Origin of the sequence: Microbacterium cremeum (genome assembly GCF_015277855.1) — a bacterium.
In the GTDB taxonomy this organism is placed as follows: Bacteria; Actinomycetota; Actinomycetes; order Actinomycetales; family Microbacteriaceae; genus Microbacterium; species Microbacterium cremeum.
Genome location: NZ_CP063812.1, coordinates 243938 through 266341, shown reverse-complemented (window position 1 = coordinate 266341; position 22404 = coordinate 243938). Strand labels below are relative to the sequence as shown.

The following is a 22404-nucleotide window of genomic DNA, read 5'->3' as shown; positions in this document are numbered from 1 at the left end:
TCGTCAGCCGGCGACGCGGGCGGCCTCCCACTCGTGTGCGATTCGGCTCTCCGCCTTCATCTCCATGCCGGCGCCCGGGGCGAGCGGAGCGACGTAGACGCCCTCTCGCACCTCGGTGGGGACGACGAAGTGCTCGTGCAAGTGGTCGACGTACTCGATCATCCGGCCCTCGCGAGTACCGCTGACCGCCACGAAGTCGAACATCGAGAGGTGCTGCACGGCCTCGCACAGTCCGACGCCGCCCGCATGCGGACAGACCGGGATGCCGTACTTCGCCGCGAGCAGCAGGTTCGCGATGTTCTCGTTGACTCCCGCGACCCGCACGGCGTCGATCTGCATGACATCGATGGCTCGGGCCTGCAGCAGCTGCTTGAAGATCACCCGGTTCTGCGCGTGTTCGCCGGTGGCCACGCGGATCGGCGCGACGCCGCGCGCGATCTCGGCATGGCCGAGGACGTCGTCGGGGCTGGTCGGCTCCTCGATCCACGCCGGCTGGAACGGGGCGAGCGCATTGACCCACGCGATCGCCTCCGCGACCTCCCAGCGCTGGTTCGCATCGATCGCGATCGGGAAGTCCGGGCCGCACACCTCGCGGGCGATGCGCAAGCGGCGGATGTCGTCCTCGAGGTCGGCGCCCACCTTGAGCTTGATCTGCCCGAACCCGTCGGCGATGGCCTCGCGGCACAGGCTCGCGAGCTTGTCGTCCGAGTAGCCGAGCCACCCGGGACTCGTCGTGTATGCCGGGTACCCCGTCGCGAGAAGCTCCCGCTCCCGGTCGGCCCGGCCGGGCTCGGCAGTCCGGAGGATCTCGAGCGCCTCCTCGGGTGTGAGGGAGTTCGTCAGGTACCGGAAGTCGACGAGGCCGATCAGGTCCTCCGGGCTCATGCGAGCGAGCAACTGCCACAGCGGGAGCCCCGCCTGCTTCGCCTTGAGGTCCCACAGGGCGTTGACCACCGCCCCGATCGCCATGTGCATGACCCCCTTCTCCGGGCCGAGCCACCGCAACTGCGAGTCGCCGATGAGCGCACGGTTGGCGGCACCCATGTCGTCGAGGAGAGGCTCGAGCTCCCGCCCGACCAGACGTGCGGCGAGCACCCCCAGCGCTGCCACCTGCACGTCGTTGCCACGGCCGATCGTGAATACGAGGGAGTGACCGGACAGGTCGTCCTCGGCATCCGTCACGATTCGCAGATAGGCGGCGGAGTAGTCGGGATCGGGATTCATCGCGTCGGAACCGTCGAGGCTCAGCGATGTCGGGAAGCGGATGTCTGTCGTCTCGAACGCGACGATGCGGGTCACGGGCTCTCCTGGGTTCGCGGCCCGCTGTCGGACCGCTCGTAGCGTAAACATCCGATGTCTATACTGTCAATCACGTCGGTGGACCGACGCGGCACTACCCAGGAGAATCCAGGAGAATCATGAAGTTCGCGCGTCTCGGCGAGCATGGAAGCGAGATCCCCGTCGTCATCGATGGTGATCGGCATCTCGATCTACGCCCCGTCACATCCGATGTAGACGGCCCGTTCCTCGCCGACGACCCCGTCGGCCGCACGTCCGCGGCGATCGCCGCCGGGCTCCTGCCTGAGTTGCCCTCCGCCGGATCGTTGCGTGTCGGCGCCCCGATCGCCCGCCCGGGCGCGGTGGTCTGCATCGGCATGAACTACGCGGCCCACGCCGCCGAATCGGGCTCGGCGCCGCCGAGCGTGCCGGTGATGTTCCTGAAGACGCCGAACACGGTCGTCGGGCCGCACGACGCGGTCACCATCCCTCGCGGCAGCACGAAGACGGATTGGGAGGTCGAACTCGGCGTCGTCATCGGACGCCGCGCGTCGTACCTCGACTCCCCGACCGATGCCGCGTCGCACATCGTCGGGTACGTCGCCGTGAACGACGTGTCGGAGCGCACCTTTCAGCTCGAGCAATCGGGCGGCCAGTGGTCGAAGGGAAAGTGCGCGCCGGGCTTCAACCCGACCGGACCGTGGCTCGTCACTCCGGAGGAGGTCGATCCGCGAGCGCTCCGCCTGCGCAGTCATGTCAACGGCGAACCCCGCCAGGACTCGTCCACGGCCGACATGATCTTCCCCGTCGACCACATCGTGTGGCATCTGTCGCAGTTCCTCGCGCTCGAGCCCGGCGACCTCGTCCTGACCGGGACCCCCGAAGGCGTCGCACTGTCGGGCCGGTTCCCCTACCTCGCACCCGGTGACGTCGTCGACATCGAGATCGACGCGCTCGGCGCTCAGCGGCAGCGATTCGTCGCGTGGGAGGCGCAGTCATGACGACGGATGCCGCCGCTCGAGGCGACCTCGACGGCCTCGTCGCCGTCGTGACCGGGGGCGCGTCGGGGATCGGCGCCGCGATCGCGGCCGCCCTTCACGCCGCCGGCGCGCGCGTCGCGGTCCTCGACCGCGACCCGTCGTCCGCCGACCCGCGGTTCGCCGCCGTCGCGGCGGACGTCTCGGACCGTTCGGGAGTCGAACGGGCGATCTCCGAGGTGGCAGACCGCTTCGGCCGCATCGACATCCTGGTCAACAACGCCGGCGTCGGCGCACAGGGTGACATCGCCGCGAACGACGACGACGAGTGGGCGCGCGTGCTGTCGATCAATGTGACGGGCATCGCTCGCGTCACGGCGGCCGCGCTGCCCTGGCTGCGCCGCTCGCCTGCCGCAGCCATCTGCAACACCTCGTCGATCGCCGCGACCGCCGGGCTCCCCCGGCGCGCGCTCTACAGCGCGTCGAAGGGCGCAGTCCTCTCGCTCACGCGGGCGATGGCGGCCGACCACCTGCGCGAGGGGATCCGCGTCAACGCGGTGAACCCCGGCACCGCCGACACGCCGTGGGTCGCCCGGCTGCTCGACGGCGCCCCGGATCCCGCGGCCGAGCGTGCCGCCCTCGAGGCGCGCCAGCCGCATGGACGCCTGGTCACGGCGGACGAGGTCGCCGGCGCCGTGCTGTACCTCGTCAGCCCCCGGTCGGGATCGACGACCGGCACCTGCATCGAAGTCGACGGCGGGATGTCGGCGCTCCGCCTGCGCCCGTCGGCATCCTGACGGCTCAGCGCAGACGGTAGACACGCTCGGCGTTCGCCGCGAGGACCGCGTCGCGCCCGGACTCATCCAGGTGCTCGTCGAGCCACGTCACGACGGTCTGCACCCATCGCCGGTACGGTGCGGACACCGGCCAGTCGCTGCCGAAGAGCAGCCGATCGGGCCCGAAGGCGTCCAGCGCGACGTCGAGGAACGGCCGCACCTGGGCGTCGGTCCAGCCGTCGGTCGCCTCCGCCGGCAGTCCCGAGAGCTTGCACACGACGTTCGGCCGCCGCGCGAGCTCCTGCAACGACTCGGCCCACGGCATCCTCGCGACGCGGCCCGTCCCCGCGGCCTCGCCGACCTCGGGCTTCCCGACGTGGTCGAGGACGATGGTGAGTCCGGGAACCGCGTCGGCGAGCGCGACCACGTCGGGGAGCTGCCCCCAGCGCACGCAGGCGTCGAAGACGAGACCCGCGGATGCCACGGCGCGCGCCGATTCGCGGAACGCCGCGGTCGCCGAGAATCCGGCGGGCTCCGACTGCAGCAGCCGCCGCACGCCGACGACGAGCTGTCGTTCGGCGAACGCCGCAAGATGCGCCGCAGTCGCCGCCGGATCTTCGAGCGGAGCGCGCGCGACGATGCCCCGCGCCCGCACGCGCGGCGCGAGCGACACGACCCAGTCCACCTCGGCGATGGACTGATCCGGGGCGCACTCGGCCTGCACGAACACGAACTCGTACTCGGCGTCCGGCTCCTCACCCACCGCCGCCTCGAGCTCAGCCGGGCCGAATGGTCGGATCAGCGGCCCGGGCAGCCAGTCGTACGACAAGACGCCCGGGTCCCACAGGTGAAGGTGTGCGTCCACGACTCGCATGGGGACCATTCTGTCGTGCGAGGCCGAACGGAAGCGGCGCCTCTCGCCCGTGACATCCGATGTCTATGATGGGCGCGTGGCTGTGACCGACGAGGCGATCCAGAAGATCAAGAGCATGATCGTCAGCGGCGAGCTGTCTCCCGGGTCGCGGCTCCCGCCCGAGAAGGACCTCGCCGAGCGCCTCGGACTCTCGCGGAACTCGATGCGGGAAGCGGTGAAGGCCCTCGAGGTGATGCGGGTGCTGGACGTGCGCCGCGGCGACGGCACCTACGTCACCAGTCTCGAACCGGGACTGCTCCTCGAGGCGATCTCGTTCGTCGTCGACCTGCACGACGACGACTCGCTGCTCGAGATCTTCGCGGTGCGCCGGGTGCTCGAGTCGCACGCGACCGGGCTTGCGGCGCAGGTGGCGGGCGACGACGATGTCGCTGCGCTGAGTGCGGATATCGCCGCCGTCGCGCCCGACACCGACATCGAGTCGCTGGTCGAGCACGACGTGCGATTCCACAGCACCATCGCCCGGCTCGCCGGCAACGCGTACCTCGCGAGCCTGCTCGAGAGCCTCACCAGCCAGACGATCCGCGCACGCGTGTGGCGGGGCCTCACTCAGGCGGGCGTCATCGAGCGCACCCTCGCCGAGCACCGAGCCATCCTCGACGCGATCGCCGCGCACGACATCGAGCTGGCCTCCTCCGCCGCTCAGGTCCACATCGCCGGCATCGAGAGCTGGCTGCGTGAGGCGCGCGGTGCGTGAGCCCGGCTCCGGCTACGCGAAGCGCACGGTCTGCTGCAGGCGCGTGCGGTAGTCGAAGACCTCGTTGCCCCCGATGTCGCGGGCGCCGGTGATGCCGCGCCGCAGGACCGTGGCCAGCGCGCTGCGCGAGACCACGGCGACCCGGACGCCCCGCACCTTGCCGAGCTCGGCGATGGGCTCGAGCACGTCCTCGTCGGGGAGCACCACGATCGCACCGCTGAAGCGCACGCCGGCGGCGCGGGACACCGCGCGCATGCCGGCGAGCAGCTCGGCGATCGGTGCACCCGGCACCGCGTCGCCGGCGAACTCCCCGCGGCGTACCCGCACCGGCCCGCCGAAGTCCTCCGACAGCACGCCGTAGAGCCCGCTCGGGCCGAGCACGATGTGGTCGATCTTCGCCTCGGGGTCGGCGCCCCGTCCCGCGGCGGCCACATCGTGCCACACGGTGTACCCCATGCCGAGGTCGGCCACGATGCGGGCGGTGGCCTCCTCGGCGAGCGCGTCGGCGAGGAGGCGTCGCAGGTGGTGCGGGGCCGAGCGCACGAGGGCGGGATCGTAGGGGTCCTCGATCGTCACGCCGCGGCCGGCCCATTCGCGGATCAGCGCCAGGTATCTCTCACGACGCCAGCCGCCGGGATGCCCGTACGAGCGTGCGCGCGGACGCGTGTCGGTGCGCGCCGCCGGCGGCCGCCAACCCGACCACTCCGGCGCCTGTGCCTCACCGAACCCGTGACCGCGGTCGTAGGCGGCGCGGGCCTCGGGCGTGCCGATGAGCTCCCAGGCCCGCTGCACCTGGACGAACAGGGCGGCATCGCCCCCGGTGTCGGGGTGGGTCTGCCGCAGCCGCAGGCGGTACGCCTTGCGGAGGGTCTCGTCGTCGGCCTCGGGCTCGACCATGAGCACCTCGTAGGCCGAAGCCGACAGCGGACTGTCGAACACGCACCCTCCCCGGCGTCAGCGATTCACAGCGGGATCCAGGCTACGACACCTGCCCGCGCGCGGGCTCAGCGCCTCTCGTGGCGGCGCGCGTAGGCGGCCGCGCTGCGGCTCGACAGCGCGAGCAGCAGCAGGATGTCGAGGCTCAGCGACAGGAACGTGGTCTCGACCTTGATCTCCTGACCCTGCGCCCACCATGCGAAGAACGACGTGCTGATCGACCCGACCGCGATGATCATGACGATCACGCGGGCCCAGTTGTGCCCGCGGAACACGAAGACCGCGAGCATCAGGTCGATGAGCAGCACCGTGCTGCCCGCCGCGACCACGAACCACAGCGCCGCCTGCGACCCCGCCGGGCTGGGGTCGAAGCCGTCGAGCACGGAGTCGGGGTCGGCGAGGATCGCGTCCCACCCGGTCGCGATGCCCGCGAGCACGGCGACGCCGGCCAGCACGCGCAGCAGCACGAGCGCCGACCCGGCCACGATCGTCGGCGGCCGGCGCATGTCGGGGTGGTACCCCGTCGGCTTCAGCAGCCGCCCAGGAGGCTCGAATGCCGGCCGCTTGTTTGGCACCGGGGTCTGCGCCTCGCCTGTGCTCGCGCGTTCGTCCTTCATGCCGTCACCGCCTCGACCGCGCGCACGTCGACGATGGGCAGGTCGCCGTCGGTGCGGATGCTGTCGCCGCCGCCGTTGCGCGCGTGATAGCCGGTGGCGAAGTCGGCGATGACGTCCACGGCCACGCGGGGGTCGGCATCCGTCACCGTCTGCACGATGTGGTCGCGCTCGACGTCGGTGTCGGCGTCGATGCGGTGGGTGACCTGCAGCGTGAACAGCGACAGCCCGACGCTGGTGTCGAAGGTGCCCGCGGCGAGCCAGTCGACGCGCCGACCGCCCGGCAGCAGCCAGCCGTCGGGGCAGCGCCAGAACCGCACGTGGTGGCGCTGCGCGGGGTTGCCGTCGACCTCCTGCTGGTAGGCGAAGTCCTGCTGGTGGCCGAACAGGAACAGCGGGCTCACCGGGGCTTCGTGATAGCTCCGGCGCGTCAGGGTCGACGTGATGATGCGCCACGACGTCGCCAGCGTCACCGGGTCGGCCTTCGTCCAGCCGGCGTTGCGCATGGCGGTCTCGATCTGCTCCCCGGTGCCGAGGAATGCGAGGTTCACCGGATCGCCGAGAAGGCCGTCGCTGGTGCGCGTGCGGCCGATGAAGTAGTCGGGCACGTAGATCGTCGTGAGGATGCGGTGCAGACGAGGCAGCACGAGGTACGCCAGCAGCACCCAGAACGCGATGAAGAACGGGATGCCCCACCATCCGACCGTGAACGTCTCAGTGAGGCTGAGATACGCGAGCCACAGCGCCGCGACGCCGGCGAAGACGAAGAAGAACCAGTCGACCGCGATGCCGATCGAGTAGGCGCGGCGGCGGTGCGGCTCTTCGTCGGTCATGGCGTCGCTCGTCAGTCCCAGAGCGGGGGGTCGTGCCGGAAGGCGAGGGCGGATGCCGCGACCTGCGGATCCAGGTCGGCCAGGGTCGCCGGCTGCCAGCGCGGCGAGCGGTCCTTGTCGATGACCTGCGCGCGGATGCCCTCGGGAAGGTCGGGCTGGCTCGTCGCGAACCACATGACGAGCCCGTACTCCTGCGCGAGCGCATCGCGCAGCCCCGGCAGCTCGCGCGAGCGGCGCACCGACGCGAGCGTCACGGCGAGCCCCGTCGGCGACAGTTCGCCGAGCAGGTCGGCGGTGGCGCGCGTTTCGTCTCGCTGGCGCTCACTCAACGACCGGGAGTCCGACAGCTCCCGCAGCCGCTCGATGATGCCGGGCACGGTGTCGGCGGCGAACGCGTCGTCGATCCACGCGCGCGCCTCGGCGAGAGCCGGCGGTGGCGGCGTCTCGTCGAAGAGCAGCACGAGCTCGGTGGGGCTCGACGGATCTGCGCGAGTCTCGAGCGCGTCGCGGAGGCCGTCGAGGTTGTCGGAGGGCACGAAGTGGTCGGCGAATCCGGCGTAGATCGCGTCCGAGGCATCCATCGTGGCGCCGGTCAGCCCCAGGTACTCGCCCAGGCGGCCCGGCGCGTGGGCGAGCAGCCACGTGCCGCCGACGTCGGGCGTGAAGCCGATGCGGGTCTCGGGCATCGCGAGCTTCGAGCGCTCGGTGACGATGCGGATCGCGGAGTGGCCGGCCAGCCCGATGCCACCGCCCATCGTGATGCCGTCGGCGAGCGCGACGATCGGCTTGGGGTACTCGGCGATGCGGGCGTTCAGCGCGTACTCGTCGCGGAAGAACACCGACGACTCGTCGGCGAGCCCGCCGTTGACCCGCTCGGCGAGGCCGCGCACGTCGCCGCCCGCGCACAGCCCCCGCTCGCCCGCGCCGTCGAGCACGACCAGGTCGACCTCGGTGTCGTGCTCCCAGTCGTCGAGCGCGGCGTGCAGCAGGTGGATCATGTCGAGGTCGAGCGCGTTGATCGCGCGCGGCCGGTTGAGCGTGAGACGCCCGAGTCCGCCGCTCGCGCGGACGAGGACGGGCGGCTCGGCGGGCGCGGCGGCGTCGGTGGGCTCGGTGGGCTCGGTCACGAGCGCAAGGTTACCGGCACGCCTCGCCGGGCGGGGCGGCCGGCAGCGGACACCGGTGCGCCGCGGCACACCGTGAAGCGGCGGCAAGAATCATGTGCGCCGGAGCAGGTGTTTCCGCAAAGATGGGGAGAACTGCTCACGAGGACGAGAGGGTTCGGCATGCCCGACGGCCAATCGCTGGAATTCTCAGGTGTCACCAAGCGCTTCGGCGCCATCACCGCGGTCGCAGGGCTCACCGCCCGCATCGAACCGGGTCGGGTGACCGGATTCCTGGGACCCAACGGCGCCGGCAAGACGACGACCCTGCGGATCCTCCTCGGCCTCGTCCGCGCGACCGACGGCCGCGCCACGATCGGCGGCAAGCGCTATGCCGAGCTCGCGCACCCGCTGCAGACGGTCGGCGCGGTGCTCGAGGCATCCAGCTTCCATCCCGGACGCACCGCCGCGGCGCACCTGAAGGTCTATGCCCAGGCGGCGGGCATCGCGAACGGCCGCGTCGACGAGGTGCTGGGCCTGGTGGGACTGACGCATGCCGCGGGCCGCAAGGTCGGCGGTTTCTCGCTCGGCATGCGCCAGCGCCTCGGCCTCGCGTACGCGCTGCTGGGCGACCCGGGCGTGCTGGTGCTCGACGAGCCGGCCAACGGCCTCGACCCCGAGGGGATCCGCTGGATGCGCGGCTTCCTGCGCGATCTCGCCCGCGAGGGACGCACGGTGCTCGTGTCGTCGCACCTGCTCGCCGAGGTGCAGCAGACCGCCGACGCGCTGCTGATCATCTCGCTGGGCCGGCTGGTGTTCCAGGGCACGCTCGACGAGCTGGCCGACCCCTCCGAGCACGCCACGGTCGTCGATTCGCCCGACCGCGCCGGGCTGAGCGCGGCCCTGCAGGCGGCCGGGGTGCCGTTCGAGGTGCTGCGCTCGGGCCTCACCGTCCGCGGTGTCGAGCCCGCGGCGGTCGGCGCTGTGGCCGCGGCCGGCGGCGTCGCCCTGTCGTCGCTGCACCGCCGAGGACCCGCGCTCGAGGAGGTCTTCCTCGACCTCGTCAACGGCGTCCGCGTTCACCCGAGCGCCGCAGGCGTCGCCGCGGTCGAGGTGGCCCGCTCGTTGAGCGAGGGAGCGCCGGCGACCGACACGAACGGTCCCGAGCCCACCGACGACACCGACGCCGAGGCGTTTCGTCTCGCTTCGCTCGCTCAACGACCGGACCCCGAGCCCGAGCCCGACGCCGACGCCCGGTCGTTGAGCGAGGGAGCGCCAGCGACCGAGACGAAACACCCCGAACCCACCGACGACACCGACCCCGAAGCGTTTCGTCTCGCTTCGCTCGCTCAACGACCGGACCCGGAGCCCGAGACCGACGACACCCCCCGGTCGTTGAGCGAGGGAGCGCCAGCGACCGAGACGAAACGCCCCGAACCCACCGACGACACCGACCCCGAAGCGTTTCGTCTCGCTTCGCTCGCTCAACGACCGGACCCCGACCCCGAGACCGAGCCCGACCCCGCCCCCCGGTCGTTGAGCGAGGGAGCGCCAGCGACCGAGACGAAACACCCCGAACCCGCTGACGACACCGAGCCCGAGCCCGAGACCGGCACCGGCTCGGCCGCGTTCGCCGTGGCGAGCACGGGCATCATCGACGTCGTCCCGCCGGCGCAGTCGGATCCCGACGGTCCCCCGCCCGACCCTGACCCCGACGTCGAGGAACTGGGCGCCGTCGACGAAGAGCTGTCGGTTCCGGAACCCGCCGAAGACGACGACGCGCGTCCGTGGGAGAGCCGCGAGAAGACGGATGCCGACCTCGAGGCCGACCGCTTCTTCGCCGCCTTCGACGCCGGCGACGAAGAGCCCGGCCGCGAGCCGGAGGCCGAGGCATCCGTCGACGAAGAAGGAACGGAAGAACCGGCATCCGACGACGAAGAAGGAACGGAAGAACCGGCATCCGTCGACGAAGAAGGAGCGGAAGAACCGGCACCGGCCGACGAAGAAGGGGGTGACGAGCGATGAGCCTCACCGCAGCCACCCGCGCCGAGACCACGAAGCAGTTCACGACGTCGATGTGGTGGATCCTCGCGATCGTGCTCGTCGCCTACATCGGCTCCGCCGCGGCGGGGATCGCCGCCGTGTTCGCGGGCACGGCTTCCGGGGCGCTGCCCGCCGGCGACACACCCACGCTGCCCGCCGAGCAGCTTCCGCCGCTGCTGTACAGCATGGCGACCGCGGTCGGATACGTCTTCCCCCTGCTCATCGGCACGCTGATCGTGACGACGGAGTTCCGGCACCAGACCCTCACACCGACATTCCTCGCGACGCCTCGGCGCGGCCGCGTGCTCGTCGCGAAGCTCGCGGTCGGCGTGCTCCTCGGTGCCCTGTTCGGCGTCCTCGGCATCTTCGCCTCGGTCGCCCCGTCGGCGGGAATCCTCGCCGCCTTCGGCCTCGAGACCGAGTTCACGTCGGTCGACACCTGGGCGATGATCGGGCGGATGCTGCTCGCCTACGTGCTGTGGGCACTCATCGGCGTCGGGATCGGGGCGGTCGTACGCAACCAGGTGGGAGCGATCGTCGGCGTGCTGGTGTTCACGCAGTTCCTCGAGCCGATCGTCCGCCTCGCCGCGAGCTACGTGGAGGTCCTCGCCGACGCTGCACGATTCCTTCCGGGGGCGGCCGGAGACGCGCTCGTCGGCGCGAGCCTGTACGACTCGGCACTGGTCGGTGCGAGTGCGACCGGGCTGGAGTGGTGGCAGGGAGGCCTGGTGCTGCTCGGCTACGCCGTCGTGCTCGTGGTGATCGGCCACCTCGTCAGCTGGCGCCGCGACGTCAGCTGAACCCGGCGAGCGCCGATCAGACGGCGGGCGCCGGTGCGGGGGTCTTACGCTTGCGCGGCTTCTTCTCGGGCGCGACCGGGGTCGTGCCGGTCTCGGCCGCGATCTCGGCGACATCGGCCGGCTCCTCGTCGACCTCGATCCGCAGCGCCTGCACGAGCGCGAGCCCGTGGCGAGTGGTCAGGATGAGGCGCTGGAACTCGGGGTGACCCTCGAGGTCGATCACGACGCTCGGCCGGCGACGCCGGATCACCGCGAAGTCGTCGCCTCCGGCGGAGCGCCACGTACCCATCGCGACGACGCCGCGAAGATGAGTGCCGGGGCTCGGGATGCCGCGCAGCCACGTCCATGCGTCGTCGGTGAGCTGCACCTTGGTGATGGCGGAGCGCTCGATGACGACGTTCCCCTTGCGGAACGACATGGCACGCTCGGCTCCCGACAGCACGACCTCGAGCTGCGTCGAGTCGAGCAGCAGCGTCACCATGGCACTAGTCTGCCAGCGGCTCTCAGCGGAACCCGGCTCATTTGCTCACAGGAGGGCAACGATCCTCGGCCCCGCCGCGCACCGGCGGTGCAAGACTGGTTCGGTGACCGTCGTCGCGTCCTCCGCCGAAACCTCCCCCGCCGTGCTGTCCACGGTCGGCCGCGCGCTCGACCGTGCGGCCTCGGGCGAACGCCTCGACGCCGCCGACGCCGAGGCGCTGCTCGGCGCGACAGGCGAGCAGCTCGACCGCGTGCTCGGGCTCGCCGGAGCCCTGCGCGATGCCGGGCTCGAGGCATCCGGTCGCCCTCGCATCATCACGTACTCGCGCAAGGTGTTCGTGCCGCTGACGACACTGTGCCGCGACCGCTGCCACTACTGCGTGTTCGTCGACACCCCCGGGCAGCTCCTGAAGAAGCACAAACCGGCGTACATGTCGCCCGAGCAGGTGCTCGGCGTCGTGCGACAGGGTCAGGCGATGGGCTGCAAGGAGGTGCTGCTGACGCTCGGCGATCGCCCGGAGGACCGCTGGCCCGAGGCGCGGGCGTGGCTCGACGAGCACGGCTTCGCATCGACGCTCGAGTACGTCGCGCACATCGCGCGCCTCGTCACGGCCGAGACCGGTCTGCTCGCGCACGCGAACCCCGGTGTGATGAGCGCGGAAGAGCTGCGGATGCTGCGCCCCCTGGCCCCCTCGATGGGCATGATGCTCGAGACGACCTCGCGCCGGCTGTTCGAGGAGCCCGGGCAGGTGCACTTCGGCTCGCCCGACAAGGACCCGGCGCTGCGCCTCGAGGTCATCGACGCGGCCGGCCGCGAGCGCGTGCCGTTCACGACCGGCATCCTCGTCGGCATCGGCGAGACGCTGCGGGACCGTGCCGAGTCGCTCGTCGCGATCCGGGACGCGCACGAGCGGCACGCGGTGAACGGGCAGGGTCACGTGCAGGAGGTGATCGTGCAGAACTTCCGCGCGAAGCCGCGCACCGCGATGCAGGGTGCGCCCGACGCCGACCTGCTCGAGTACGTCGCGGCGGTCGCCGTCGCCCGGCTCGTGATGGGCCCACGCATGCGCATCCAGGTGCCGCCGAACCTTTCGGACCCCGCCGAGTTCGAGCTGCTGGTGCGCGCCGGCGCCGACGACTGGGGCGGGGTCTCGCCGCTTACCGCCGACCACGTCAATCCCGAGCGTCCGTGGCCGCATCTGTCGGAGCTCGCCGAGCGCACGGCCGAACTCGGCTTCCAGCTGCGCGAGCGCCTGACGGCGCAGCCCGAGTTCGTGCTCGACTCCGAGACGTGGATCGACCCGGCGCTGCGGCCCGCGGTCGCCGCGCTCGCGGATCCCGAGTCCGGGCTCGCCTCGGCATCCGTCCCCCGTCCCGGCGCGGCATCCGTCCCCCGTCCCGGCGCGGCATCCGTCCCCCGTCCCGGCGCCGCATCCGTCCCCCGTCCCGGCGCCGCGCCGGACGCTCCGGCCGACGCCCCGGACGCCCCGGCCGCCCCGGCCGACGCTCCGGCCGTCCAGGCCGACGCTCCGCAGTCACAAATCGCGCGATCCCGCCCCGCACATCCGCAAGAACTGACTGCGGAGCCCGATGCGCCGAGCGCACCGGAGGCGCGGTACGCGGCGGACGCACCGAGCGCGGCGGACGCCCCGGCCCAAGCTCCGGCCGTCCCGGCCGACGCTCCGCAGTCACAAATCGCGCGAACGCGGCCCGCACACCCGCAACAAGTGACTGCGGAGCCCGATGCGCAGAGCGCGCCGAGCGCACCGAGCGGTGCGAGCGCGGCGCACGCTCCGCGAGGGCGGGTGCGACGGCTCGCCGAGGCCGCGGCGGGGGACCCGCTCGCGCTCGACGACGCCGAGTGGGTCGCGCTGCTCGAGGCCACCGGCGACGACCTCGACGCGCTCGCCGCGACCGCCGACGACGTCCGCCGCTACACCGTCGGCGAGGCCGTGACGCTCGTCGTCAACCGCAACCTCACCTCGACCGGCTTCCGCTCCACCGCGAGCCCCGACCCCACCACGTTCATCCTCGACGACGCCGCCGCGATCGCAGCCGACGCGGCGGACCTCGGCGCCACCGAGCTGTGCGTCCAGGGCTTGCTGCCCGCCGCCGAGGAGCCCCGGCGCTACCTCGACATCGCGCGGGCCGTAAAGGGCGCGGCCCCCGGCATCCACCTGCATGCGTACCGCCCGCAAGACGTGTGGGACCTCGCCGATCGCGGCGGCCTGGGCCTCGACGGCGCACTCACGGCTCTGCGCGAGGCTGGCGTGGACACCGTCCCGGGCACCGGGGTCAAGGTGCTGAGCGAACGCGTGCGCGGCCTCGTCGCGCCGGCCGATGTCGAGATCGACCGCTGGATCGACGGCATCACCGCGGCGCACCGGGCTGGCTTCCGCTCGACGAGCGTGCTCTTCTACGGCCACGTCGAGACCGCCGCGGAGCGCATCGCGCACCTGCGGCGCCTGCGCGAGCTCCAGGCTCCGACCGGCTCGACCACCGCGGGAGGCGGGTTCTCCGAGTTCGTGCCGATCCCGCTCCCCGGCCCTCGCGGCGGCGTTCCGCTCGTCAGCGGCCGCGCGCCGCTCGACGAGCACCGCGCGATGGTGGCGGTGTCGCGGCTGCTGCTGTCGGGCAGCATCCCGCACATCCAGATCCCGTGGACGCGCGTCGGGCGCGAGGCATCCGTCGTCCTGCTGCAGTCCGGCGGCGACGACCTCGGCGGCACGCTCCTCGACGGGCGCGTCAAGCCCGAGACCGGCATCGAGCACGGTCTCGAACTGCCGGTGACGGATGCCGCGGCCCTCGTCGCGCCGCTCTTCCGGCCGTTCCGCCTCCGCACCACGACGTACGGCCAGGTCACGCGATGAGGCCGGCCGATCCGCGACGGTCCGGGCATTTCGACTCGCACGCTCGCTCGACGACCGACTCACACCTTCGCTCGACGACCGACTCGCGGGCTCGCTCGACGACCGGGAGTCGAGCCCCCTCGACGACCGAGCAGGTCGGCGCATGACCCGCGTCGAGGTCGCGATCGTCGGCGCCGGGTTCGCCGGGATCGGCATGGCCATGGCGCTACGGCGCGCAGGCCGCGACGATTTCGTGCTGCTCGAGCGTGCGGCATCCGTCGGGGGAACGTGGCGCGACAACACCTACCCGGGCGTCGCGTGCGACGTGCCGTCGCACCTGTACGGCTTCGCGGCGCACCCGAACCCGTCTTGGTCGGGCACGTACGCGCGCGGGCCCGAGATCCACGAGTACCTCGAACGCGTCGTCGAGGCCGAAGGCCTGAGCGACCACGTGCGGCTGTGCGCCGGCATGCAGTGGGCGGACTGGGATGCCGAGCACGAGGCGTGGCGCATCGGCACGGCAGCGGGAGTCGTCGTCGCCGACGCGCTGGTGCTGGCGTGCGGGCGGCTGACCGAGCCGTCGATCCCCGACATCGCGGGGCTCGAGACGTTCCGCGGGCCGCTGTTCCACTCCGCCCGCTGGGACCACTCGGCTGACCTCGCGGGCCTGCGCGTCGGCGTCGTGGGCACCGGCGCGAGCGCCGTGCAGCTCGTGCCCGAGCTGGCGCGCACCGCCGCGCACATCACGCTGTTCCAGCGCAGCCCGGCGTGGATCGTGCCGCGCGGCGGCGGCGCGTACTCCGAGGCCGATCGCGCCCGGTTCGCCGAGCAGCCCGCCGCACTCGCCCGCCTGCGCGACGAGCTGTACGCCGAGGGCGAGGCGCGCTTCGCGTCACGATCGGGGGATGCCGAGGCATCCGCCCGCGCGCAGGCCGAGGCGCTCGCGCACCTGCACGCGCAGGTCGCCGACCCCGCGCTGCGCGCCGCGCTCACCCCCGACTACGCGTTCGGCTGCAAGCGCGTGCTGCTGTCGGACGAGTTCTACCCCGCCGTGGCCTCCGACGGCGTGACCCTCGTGCCCGCCGCGCTGGAGTCGGCTCACGGCTCGACGCTCGTCGCCGCCGACGGCTCACGCCACGAGGTCGACGCCCTCGTGCTCGCGACCGGCTTCGCGTCGACGCGGCAGCCCTACGCCGACCTCGTCGTCGGCGAGCACGGCGAGACGCTCGCGCGGCACTGGTCGACGGGCATGACGTCGTTCGCGTCGACGGTCGTGGCGGGGTTCCCGAACCTGTTCGTGCTCAACGGCCCCAACGCGTCACTCGGCCACTCGTCGTCAGTGCTCATGATCGAGGAGCAGGCCGCGTACACCGCGGGCGTCCTCGGCCGTCGCCAGGAGGTCGGCGGCGTGCTGCGCGTCGACCCTCGCGCCGAGCAGGCGTACACCGACGAGATCGCGGCGGCAGCGGCATCCACCCCCTGGATGACCGGCGGATGCCGCAACTGGTACGTCGACGAGCGCTCGGGCCGCCTCACCCTGCTGTGGCCGGGCACGGTCGACGCCTTCCGGACGCGCCTCGCCCGCGCCGACGGCTCGGAGTTCCTGCCCGCCCCCGCCACCCCTGCCCCGTTGAGAGGAATCGCATGACGCTTCGACAGGCCCAGGACGGCGCCGTCCCGCTGCGCTTCGGATACAAGGCCTCGGCCGAGCAGTTCGGCCCCGCCGAGCTGCTCGACTACGCGGTCCTCGCCGAAGAGGTCGGGTTCGACTCGGTCTTCATCTCGGATCACCTGCAGCCCTGGCTGCACGAGGGAGGCCACGCTCCGGCATCCGTCCCGTGGCTCGGCGCGCTCGGCGCGAAGACCTCGCGCGTGCTCATCGGCACGTCGGTGCTGACGCCGACGTTCCGCTACAACCCGACCGTCGTGGCGCAGGACTTCGCGACGCTCGGCGTCATGTACCCGGGGCGCGTGATCCTCGGCGTCGGCACCGGCGAAGCGCTCAACGAGGCGAACCTGGGCATCACGTGGCCCGACCCGCCGGAGCGCTTCCAGCGGCTGAAGGAGGCGATCGGCCTCATCCGGAGGCTGTGGTCGGAGGATCGCGTCAACTTCGAGGGCACGTACTACACGGCCCGCAACATCACGATCTACGACAAGCTCGACCAGCCGGTGCCGATCTACATCGGCGCCGCCGGGCCTGCCGCGACCCGGCTCGCGGGCCGCATCGCGGACGGCTTCATCACGACCTCGGGCAAGAAGCGCGAGCTCTACACCGATACGTTGCTGCCCGCGCTCGACGAGGGGCTGTCGAAGGCCGGCCGCGCGCGCGACGACCTCGACACGCTGATCGAGGTCAAGGTGTCGCTCGCCGAGACGATCGACGAGGCGAAGCAGAAGACGCGGTTCTGGGCGCCGCTCGCGCTGACCCCCGAGGAGAAGATGGGCATCGACGACCCGATCGAGATGCAGCGCCTCGGCGAGGAGCTGCCGATCGAGCGCGCGGCGTCGCGGTTCATCGTGTCGGACGATCCCGACGAGCACGTCGAGCGGATCGGCTGGTACGTCGATCTCGGATTCCGTCACCTGGTGTTCCATGATCCGGGGCACGACCAGGCCGCCTTCCTGCGGATGTACGGCGAAGAGGTCCTGCCGCGCCTGCGCGCGAAGTACGGCGCGTGAGGCGCCTGTTCCGGCGGCGGGCCACAACTCCGCCTGAACCGGCTCTCAGCCGCGCCGGGCGCGGCGTGTCACCGCCCCCGGCGCCGGGCGAGGCGGAGTTGCGGCCCGGCGCGGGGACGGCGCCCGCTCGGTGGATCGTCGTCGTGCCGGTGAAGCCCCCGGCTCGCGGCAAGTCGCGGCTCGAGGTCGCGGGGGTCGACCGCGCCGCCCTCGCGCACGCGATCGCGCTCGACACGCTCGCCGCGGCGACGGCGTGCGAACTCGTCGCGCAGGTCGTCGTCGTGACGAACGACCCCGCGCTCGCGCGCGAGTCGGCCGCGATCCCGGCGCTGCGGTTCGTGCCCGAGGGCGAGGCGCGGGGTCTCGACGCAGCGGTGGCCACCGGGATGGCGGCGATGGATCCGAATCACCGGATGCCGCGCGCCGCGCTCCTCGGAGACCTCCCCGCCCTGCGACCGGCCGATCTCGCCGACGCGCTGCGGGCCGCGGCATCCGTCGACCGTGCCGTCGTCGCCGACGCGGAGGGCACCGGGTCGACCCTGGTGACCGCGGCGGCGGGCACGGCGTGGACGTCGTCGTTCGGCGACGGCTCGTTCGCCCGCCACCTCGAGCTGGGGTGCCAGGCTCTTCCGGTTCCGGATGCCTCGACCCTGCGCCGAGACGTCGACACCGCCGGCCAGCTCGAGGCCGCGCACGCGCTGGGCCTCGGCCCCCGCACCGCGGCGCTGCTCGGCGGCTGAACCTCGATGCGGGCGGGGCGAGGCATCCGCCCGCTTCCGCCATTCGTGGGCGGGAACCTGCCAGTCCCCGCCGGCGCGTGCCGGGCCGCCGTTAGCCTGACGTGATGAGCGATTACCAGGTGCTGGAGATGGGCGGACTCGACGAGTGGCGGGCGCACTACGGCGGCTTCCGGCCGGAGAGCTCGCGGGACGGGCGCCGTGTGGTCGACCACGACCTGACGATGCAGTACATCGGCATGACGGCCAATGCGCTCGAGCCCGGCGAGGAGGCCGGCTACTGGCACGACCACGCGCGCATCGAGGAGCTGTACGTGTTCCTCACCGGCCGCGGGCAGATGGGCCTCGACGACGACGTCGTCGACGTCGGTCCCGGCTCCGTGGTGCGCGTGGGCCAGGGGGTGTGGCGCACGTGGCGTGCGACGCCCGACAGTCCCGAGCAGCTGCGGTGGCTGTGCATCCGCGCGGGCGGCGACGAGCTGCCGCGGCTCCCCGACGACGGCACGCGCGACCCCGACCGCCCCTCGCCCTGGGCCTGACGCCCGGGGTCCTGACGCGCCGATCCCGCGCCCTGGGCCCGACGCCCCGGTCCCGCGCCCTGGGCCTGACGCCCCAGCCCTCGCTCCGCAGTCAGTTTCTGCGGTCCCCCCGGGCGTGGGCGCTCAGAAACTGACTGCGGAGCCGGGCGGTGACGCCGCGACCCCGACCGCCCCTGCGCCCCGACCCCGCGCCCTGGGCCCGACGCCGGCCCTTCGCTCCGCAGTCAGCTTCTGCGGTCGCGGCCGGGCGTGGGCGCGCAGAAACTGACTGCGGAGCGAAGGGCGGTGACGGTGGGTCAGACGAACAGCAGGTACAGCGCGCCGATCAGCGTGAAGACGATCACGAGCTTCTCGAAGAGGGCCTGGGGCATGCGGTTCGCGAGCCAGCGACCGAGGAACGCCGACGCCACGACGAGCGGCACGAGCACCAGGTCGATGAGGAGACCCGGCACCGTGATGATGCCGATGCCGACCGAGAACGGCACCTTGAACAGGTTCACGATCGCGAAGAACCAGGCCGCCGTGCCGAGGAACGCCTTCACCTCGAACCGCGCCGCCAGGAAGTACATCGACATCACCGGGCCGGCGGCGTTCGCGACCATCGTGGTGAAGCCGCCGAGCGTGCCGTAGGTCGCCGCCGCGATCCGATGCGAGCCGCCTGCTTCGACGCTCGACGCGAAGCGTCGCCGCAGCAGCGTGATCGCGATGACCGCGAGCAGGATGACCCCGATGGTGCGCTTGACCCACGCATCGTCGGCGAACGCCAGGAAGACGACTCCCAGCAGCACGCCGACCACGACCGCCGGCGCGAGGCGCAGCAGCGCGCGCCAGTCCGTGTGCCGCCGGTACATCGCGACCGCGAACACGTCGGCGACGATCAGCAGGAGCAGCAGCACCCCCGTGGACTGCCTCGCCGGCAGCACGGCCGCGAAGATCGCGACGGCGATCGTCCCCGCGCCGGGAACGGCGGTCTTCGACAGCCCGACGACGACGGCCGCGACGCCGAGCAGCGCCCACGCCCACCACGCGAGCTCGGGCACGTCAGAGACCGGCCGCGATCAGCGCGGACTCGGCGAGCGCAGCCGAGCGCGCCGGGTCCGTCATCCACAGCGGCGTCACGACGGGACGGATGCCGAACCCGGCGACCTCGCCCGCGAGGGCCTCGTCCTCTTCGGCGATCAGCCACGCGTCGAGCAGCCCGGCGTCGCCGCGCGAGCCGTACAGCCCCGCCACCGCCGCGGCGGATGTCTCGACGCCGATCGCCGTGAGGCAGACGTCGGCCATGCCGCGCACGACGCGTCCGCCGATGATCGGCGAGACGCCCACGACCGGTGCCGCTGTGGCGCGCAGCGCCTCACGCACCCCCGTGACGTCGAGGATCGGACCGATCGAGACGACCGGGTTCGACGGCGCGAGGAGCACCGCCTCTGCCTGCGCAATCGCCTCGACCACTCCGGGGGCCGGGGCGGCCTCCGAGATCCCGGGGTTCTCGAACCGCGTCGGGGCGAGCGCGGCGCGATGCCGCGTCCACCACTCCTGGAAGTGCAGGCGGGTGCCGTCGTGCAGGACCACGACGGTGTCGACCTCGGTGTCGGTCATGGGCAGCAGGCGCGCGCCGAGCGGCCAGCGCCGCGACATCCGCTCGATCACCTCCGTCGGCGTGAGGCCGTCCCGCAGCCAGCCGGTGCGGGCGAGGTGGGTGCCCAGATCGAGGTCGCCGAGCGTGAACCACGGCCAGCCGGCGCCCCACGCCTGCAGCTCTTCGTTGACGCGCTCCGAGTCGCCCTGCCGGCCCCACCCGCGCTCGGCGTCGTTGACGCCCGCGAGCGCGTAGGTGAGGGAGTCGACGTCCGGCTGGAGCCGCACGCCCGATAGCCACAGGTCGTCGCCCGTGTTGACGACGACCGTGAGGGCCGAGGCGGTGTCGCCGATTCCGCGGGAGCGGAGCGCGCCGCGCACGCCCAGGACGAATCGCGATCCGCCGACCCCGCCGGCGAGCACGACGATGCGGGGCGAGACGCTCATCCCGACTCAGCCCCGCTCGGTGCGGGGCAGTGGCAGCGCGCCGGTGCGCGGCGCGAACTCGTCGGCGGCGTGCGGCAGGGAGAACGTCGCGACGGCGTCGATCAGCGCGTCGACCGTCTGCATCTCGGCCACGATGTCGACATCGAGACCGGCGCGCTTCGCGTCGCGCGCCGTGCGCGGCCCGATCGCGGCGATGAGCGTGGTGTCGGGGATCTCGGCGAACTGCTGATGCACCTGTTCGGCGACCGAGCCGCTCGTGACGAGGATCGCGTTGATGCGCCCGGAGCGCACGTCCTCCGCGATCCGCTCCGTCACCGGAACGCCGACCGTGCGGTAGGCGACGACACTGCGCACGCGGTGCCCCGCCTCGGACAGCATGCGGGTGAGCACCGGCTTCGCGATCTCGCTGCGGAGCGTCAGGATGTCGCGCGGCTCGGGCTCGAGGGCGATCATCTGCTCAGCCATCCCGGCGGCGGAGTTGTCTTTCTCCGGGACCAGGTCGACGTGGTAGCCGACCGCGAGGAGTGCGGCGGCGGTCGTCTCGCCCACGGCGGCGACCTTCGTGCGCGCCGGCACGGTTGCGCGGTAGGCGTACAGCACGTCGACCGTGGTCGCACTCGTGACGGTGAGCCAGTCGAACGCCCCCGCGGCGAGATCTGCCAGCGCCTGATCCAGGGACGCCTGGTCGTTCGTCGGAGCGAAGTTGATGAGCGGCGCGATCACGGGCGTCGCGCCCTGCCGACGCAGCGATGCCGCAACACCGTCGCCCCACGGTCCGCCGCGGGGCACGAGAACGCGCCAGCCGGCGAGCGGCTTGGCGGGTTGGTGCTGGGGGGCTGTGTTCATGAAGGTCGACTCTCGTGATGCTCAGTCGGCCGCCCGAGACGCCGAGCAGCCGACGCGCGGATCGAATCGGGTTCGCGCGACCGGCAGCATACGCACCGTTGCACTGCCTTGCCTCCCGAGCATACCCCTCCCTCGCGCAAGGCCTTCCTCGTCGGGAAACGTCAGCGCGTGTAGAGCCGCACCAGCCCCCACACCGCAGCGCCGATCGCGGCAGCCCCGACGACGACCGCGACCGCGGCGGCAGCCGGGTTGCGCCGCGAGAAGGTGCGGGCCTTCTCCACGCCCTCGTCAACGGCACGGCCGACTCGCCGCGGCACGTTCGCCTTCTCTTCGATGGCGGCCAGCGCCGCCTTCAGCTCCGCCCGGGCGTGCTCGACCGGATCGTCGATGCCGAGCGGCACCGCGGTTCGAGGCACCGCAACGGGGGTCTTCGGCGCCGGTGTGCGAGCCTCAGAGCTCATCGCGGACCTCCTTCACGTCCTGGGCGATCGACTGGACAGGGTTCTGGCGCTCACCGATGCGGCGGAAGCGCATGACGCCGAGCAGCGCCAGCACGGCGGTGACGATGAGCATCGCGAAGAACACCACGAGCGCCGACAGCCACACCGGCCACCACGACGAGAGCCCGGCGATCACGAAGGTGCCGAGCACCGGCACCGACCAGAACAGCACGAACAGCGCCGCGAAGACCCACAGGGCACCCCACCCGCCGTCCTTCGCAGTGCGTGCGAGCCACGCCTTCGCCGCGTCGATCTCGGCGATGACGACGTTGCGGACCAGCTCCGGAATCTCGCCGAGAAGCGTGAGCAGACTGTCATCCGCGCGATCGCGGAAGCCACGCGGCGTGGTCACGTCACGCTCCGCCGCGACCGTCGGTGGACTCTGCGATGTCGTCCGCTACGTCTTCGACAGCGTCCTTGACCGCCTTCGCCGAGGTCTTGGCCGCTGCCTCGACGTCATCCGTCGAGTCCTTGCCGACCTTCAGCGCCGCGTCGAGCTTCTGGCCGGGCGTGCCCTTGGACCCGGCCGCTTGAGCGACCTTCACCGCGGAGTCCCACAGCGTCGACGGCAGGGCCATCGCCGAGGACTTGGCGAAATCCTTGACCTTGCCCACCTGCTCCTGGACGGGGTCGAGGTTCCACACCTTCAACCACTGCGTCTTGATCTGCTCGTAGCGTTCGCGGCCCGCCCTCGTGCCGAGCACGTACCCGATGGCGAGTCCGACGACGAGTCCTGCTTTGCCCCTCATGGGGTCTCC

General features: G+C 72.3%; 23 protein-coding genes. 10 read left to right on the top strand and 13 right to left on the bottom strand.

All coding sequences use genetic code 11. The features are described 5' to 3' along the window. Positions 1-3: 3 nt before the first annotated feature. A complete protein-coding gene (locus IM778_RS01165) occupies positions 4-1299 on the bottom strand; it encodes an enolase C-terminal domain-like protein (RefSeq protein WP_194410279.1) in 1296 nt (431 codons plus the stop codon). Between the two features lie 119 nt (positions 1300-1418). Between IM778_RS01165 and IM778_RS01160 the strand changes: the two genes are divergently transcribed. Together IM778_RS01160 and IM778_RS01155 are read left to right on the top strand one after the other, a co-directional pair. Then, complete coding sequence (locus IM778_RS01160; protein ID WP_194410278.1) at positions 1419-2279, top strand: fumarylacetoacetate hydrolase family protein; 861 nt, start codon at positions 1419-1421, stop codon at positions 2277-2279. Beyond that, positions 2276-3052 carry an SDR family NAD(P)-dependent oxidoreductase gene (locus tag IM778_RS01155; RefSeq protein WP_194410277.1) on the top strand — a complete coding sequence of 259 codons (777 nt, stop codon included), beginning with the start codon at positions 2276-2278 and terminating at the stop codon, positions 3050-3052. The genes IM778_RS01160 and IM778_RS01155 overlap by 4 nt, the downstream gene beginning before the upstream one ends. A gap of 4 nt (positions 3053-3056) precedes the next feature. Here the strand turns inward: IM778_RS01155 and IM778_RS01150 are convergent, their stop codons facing one another. Then, positions 3057-3905 carry an amidohydrolase family protein gene (locus IM778_RS01150; protein ID WP_194410276.1) on the bottom strand — a complete coding sequence of 283 codons (849 nt, stop codon included), beginning with the start codon at positions 3903-3905 and terminating at the stop codon, positions 3057-3059. A 76-nt stretch (positions 3906-3981) separates the two neighbouring features. Here IM778_RS01150 and IM778_RS01145 point away from each other — a divergent pair, with 76 nt between their 5' ends. Continuing rightward, entirely contained in the window at positions 3982-4659 is a 678-nt protein-coding gene (locus tag IM778_RS01145; RefSeq protein ID WP_194410275.1) for a FadR/GntR family transcriptional regulator, read from the top strand. Between the two features lie 12 nt (positions 4660-4671). On the opposite strand, the gene IM778_RS01140 is transcribed toward IM778_RS01145, so the two are convergent. The 4 genes from IM778_RS01140 to IM778_RS01125 all read right to left on the bottom strand — a co-directional run bounded on the left by IM778_RS01140 (position 4672) and on the right by IM778_RS01125 (position 8169). Continuing rightward, positions 4672-5598, bottom strand: coding sequence for a J domain-containing protein (locus tag IM778_RS01140; protein ID WP_194410274.1), 927 nt, complete (start codon positions 5596-5598; stop codon positions 4672-4674). A gap of 65 nt (positions 5599-5663) precedes the next feature. Then, positions 5664-6212 (bottom strand): hypothetical protein, encoded by a 549-nt coding sequence (locus IM778_RS01135; RefSeq protein ID WP_194410273.1) that lies wholly within the window; start codon positions 6210-6212, stop codon positions 5664-5666. Further along, positions 6209-7042 (bottom strand): LssY C-terminal domain-containing protein, encoded by an 834-nt coding sequence (locus tag IM778_RS01130; protein ID WP_194410272.1) that lies wholly within the window; start codon positions 7040-7042, stop codon positions 6209-6211. Before IM778_RS01130 ends, IM778_RS01135 begins: the two co-directional genes overlap by 4 nt. Positions 7043-7053: 11 nt before the next feature. Further along, entirely contained in the window at positions 7054-8169 is a 1116-nt protein-coding gene (locus tag IM778_RS01125) for an enoyl-CoA hydratase/isomerase family protein (RefSeq protein ID WP_194410271.1), read from the bottom strand. Between the two features lie 159 nt (positions 8170-8328). Between IM778_RS01125 and IM778_RS17915 the strand changes: the two genes are divergently transcribed. Further along, a complete protein-coding gene (locus IM778_RS17915) occupies positions 8329-10170 on the top strand; it encodes an ATP-binding cassette domain-containing protein (RefSeq protein WP_194410270.1) in 1842 nt (613 codons plus the stop codon). Then, complete coding sequence (locus tag IM778_RS01115) at positions 10167-10988, top strand: ABC transporter permease (RefSeq protein WP_194410269.1); 822 nt, start codon at positions 10167-10169, stop codon at positions 10986-10988. The genes IM778_RS17915 and IM778_RS01115 overlap by 4 nt, the downstream gene beginning before the upstream one ends. A gap of 16 nt (positions 10989-11004) precedes the next feature. Here the strand turns inward: IM778_RS01115 and IM778_RS01110 are convergent, their stop codons facing one another. Further along, a complete protein-coding gene (locus IM778_RS01110) occupies positions 11005-11469 on the bottom strand; it encodes a hypothetical protein (RefSeq protein WP_194410268.1) in 465 nt (154 codons plus the stop codon). Between the two features lie 103 nt (positions 11470-11572). Here IM778_RS01110 and cofG point away from each other — a divergent pair, with 103 nt between their 5' ends. From cofG to IM778_RS01085, 5 genes are all read left to right on the top strand, one after another. Next, entirely contained in the window at positions 11573-14338 is a 2766-nt protein-coding gene (gene cofG, locus IM778_RS01105) for a 7,8-didemethyl-8-hydroxy-5-deazariboflavin synthase CofG (RefSeq protein ID WP_228484678.1), read from the top strand. A gap of 142 nt (positions 14339-14480) precedes the next feature. Beyond that, positions 14481-15965 (top strand): flavin-containing monooxygenase, encoded by a 1485-nt coding sequence (locus IM778_RS01100; RefSeq protein ID WP_194410267.1) that lies wholly within the window; start codon positions 14481-14483, stop codon positions 15963-15965. Then, positions 15962-16999 (top strand): glucose-6-phosphate dehydrogenase (coenzyme-F420), encoded by a 1038-nt coding sequence (gene fgd, locus IM778_RS01095; RefSeq protein WP_194410266.1) that lies wholly within the window; start codon positions 15962-15964, stop codon positions 16997-16999. Before IM778_RS01100 ends, fgd begins: the two co-directional genes overlap by 4 nt. Positions 17000-17142: 143 nt before the next feature. Next, the gene (gene cofC, locus IM778_RS01090) at positions 17143-17739 is read left to right on the top strand and encodes a 2-phospho-L-lactate guanylyltransferase (RefSeq protein WP_228484677.1); all 597 of its coding nucleotides are present in this window, start codon (positions 17143-17145) and stop codon (positions 17737-17739) included. 104 nt (positions 17740-17843) lie between these two features. Then, entirely contained in the window at positions 17844-18275 is a 432-nt protein-coding gene (locus IM778_RS01085; RefSeq protein ID WP_194410265.1) for a cupin domain-containing protein, read from the top strand. A gap of 296 nt (positions 18276-18571) precedes the next feature. Here the strand turns inward: IM778_RS01085 and IM778_RS01080 are convergent, their stop codons facing one another. The 6 genes from IM778_RS01080 to IM778_RS01055 all read right to left on the bottom strand — a co-directional run bounded on the left by IM778_RS01080 (position 18572) and on the right by IM778_RS01055 (position 22395). After that, positions 18572-19315: a sulfite exporter TauE/SafE family protein gene (locus IM778_RS01080; RefSeq protein WP_194410264.1), complete on the bottom strand. Its 744-nt coding sequence runs from the start codon at positions 19313-19315 to the stop codon at positions 18572-18574. 1 nt (position 19316) lies between these two features. Further along, the gene (gene cofD / locus IM778_RS01075; RefSeq protein ID WP_194410263.1) at positions 19317-20300 is read right to left on the bottom strand and encodes a 2-phospho-L-lactate transferase; all 984 of its coding nucleotides are present in this window, start codon (positions 20298-20300) and stop codon (positions 19317-19319) included. A 6-nt stretch (positions 20301-20306) separates the two neighbouring features. After that, positions 20307-21146 (bottom strand): uroporphyrinogen-III synthase, encoded by an 840-nt coding sequence (locus IM778_RS01070; RefSeq protein ID WP_194410262.1) that lies wholly within the window; start codon positions 21144-21146, stop codon positions 20307-20309. A 161-nt stretch (positions 21147-21307) separates the two neighbouring features. Further along, the gene (locus tag IM778_RS01065; protein WP_194410261.1) at positions 21308-21607 is read right to left on the bottom strand and encodes a DUF3618 domain-containing protein; all 300 of its coding nucleotides are present in this window, start codon (positions 21605-21607) and stop codon (positions 21308-21310) included. Then, a complete protein-coding gene (locus tag IM778_RS01060; RefSeq protein ID WP_194410260.1) occupies positions 21597-21998 on the bottom strand; it encodes a phage holin family protein in 402 nt (133 codons plus the stop codon). The genes IM778_RS01065 and IM778_RS01060 overlap by 11 nt, the downstream gene beginning before the upstream one ends. A gap of 1 nt (position 21999) precedes the next feature. Beyond that, positions 22000-22395, bottom strand: a complete 396-nt coding sequence (locus IM778_RS01055; RefSeq protein ID WP_194410259.1) for a hypothetical protein — start codon at positions 22393-22395, stop codon at positions 22000-22002. Positions 22396-22404 lie beyond the last annotated feature (9 nt).

Bases quoted from the DNA above. Each gene is read 5' to 3' on its own strand.
- IM778_RS01110 (WP_194410268.1), bottom strand. From the start codon at position 11,469: ATGGTGACGCTGCTGCTCGACTCGACGCAGCTCGAGGTCGTGCTGTCG.
- IM778_RS01150 (WP_194410276.1), bottom strand. From the start codon at position 3,905: ATGCGAGTCGTGGACGCACACCTTCACCTGTGGGACCCGGGCGTCTTG.
- IM778_RS01085 (WP_194410265.1), top strand. From the start codon at position 17,844: ATGAGCGATTACCAGGTGCTGGAGATGGGCGGACTCGACGAGTGGCGG.
- cofD (WP_194410263.1), bottom strand. From the start codon at position 20,300: ATGAGCGTCTCGCCCCGCATCGTCGTGCTCGCCGGCGGGGTCGGCGGA.
- IM778_RS17915 (WP_194410270.1), top strand. From the start codon at position 8,329: ATGCCCGACGGCCAATCGCTGGAATTCTCAGGTGTCACCAAGCGCTTC.
- IM778_RS01065 (WP_194410261.1), bottom strand. From the start codon at position 21,607: ATGAGCTCTGAGGCTCGCACACCGGCGCCGAAGACCCCCGTTGCGGTG.
- IM778_RS01055 (WP_194410259.1), bottom strand. From the start codon at position 22,395: ATGAGGGGCAAAGCAGGACTCGTCGTCGGACTCGCCATCGGGTACGTG.
- IM778_RS01115 (WP_194410269.1), top strand. From the start codon at position 10,167: ATGAGCCTCACCGCAGCCACCCGCGCCGAGACCACGAAGCAGTTCACG.
- IM778_RS01135 (WP_194410273.1), bottom strand. From the start codon at position 6,212: ATGAAGGACGAACGCGCGAGCACAGGCGAGGCGCAGACCCCGGTGCCA.
- IM778_RS01160 (WP_194410278.1), top strand. From the start codon at position 1,419: ATGAAGTTCGCGCGTCTCGGCGAGCATGGAAGCGAGATCCCCGTCGTC.
- IM778_RS01070 (WP_194410262.1), bottom strand. From the start codon at position 21,146: ATGAACACAGCCCCCCAGCACCAACCCGCCAAGCCGCTCGCCGGCTGG.
- IM778_RS01130 (WP_194410272.1), bottom strand. From the start codon at position 7,042: ATGACCGACGAAGAGCCGCACCGCCGCCGCGCCTACTCGATCGGCATC.
- IM778_RS01100 (WP_194410267.1), top strand. From the start codon at position 14,481: ATGACCCGCGTCGAGGTCGCGATCGTCGGCGCCGGGTTCGCCGGGATC.
- fgd (WP_194410266.1), top strand. From the start codon at position 15,962: ATGACGCTTCGACAGGCCCAGGACGGCGCCGTCCCGCTGCGCTTCGGA.
- IM778_RS01155 (WP_194410277.1), top strand. From the start codon at position 2,276: ATGACGACGGATGCCGCCGCTCGAGGCGACCTCGACGGCCTCGTCGCC.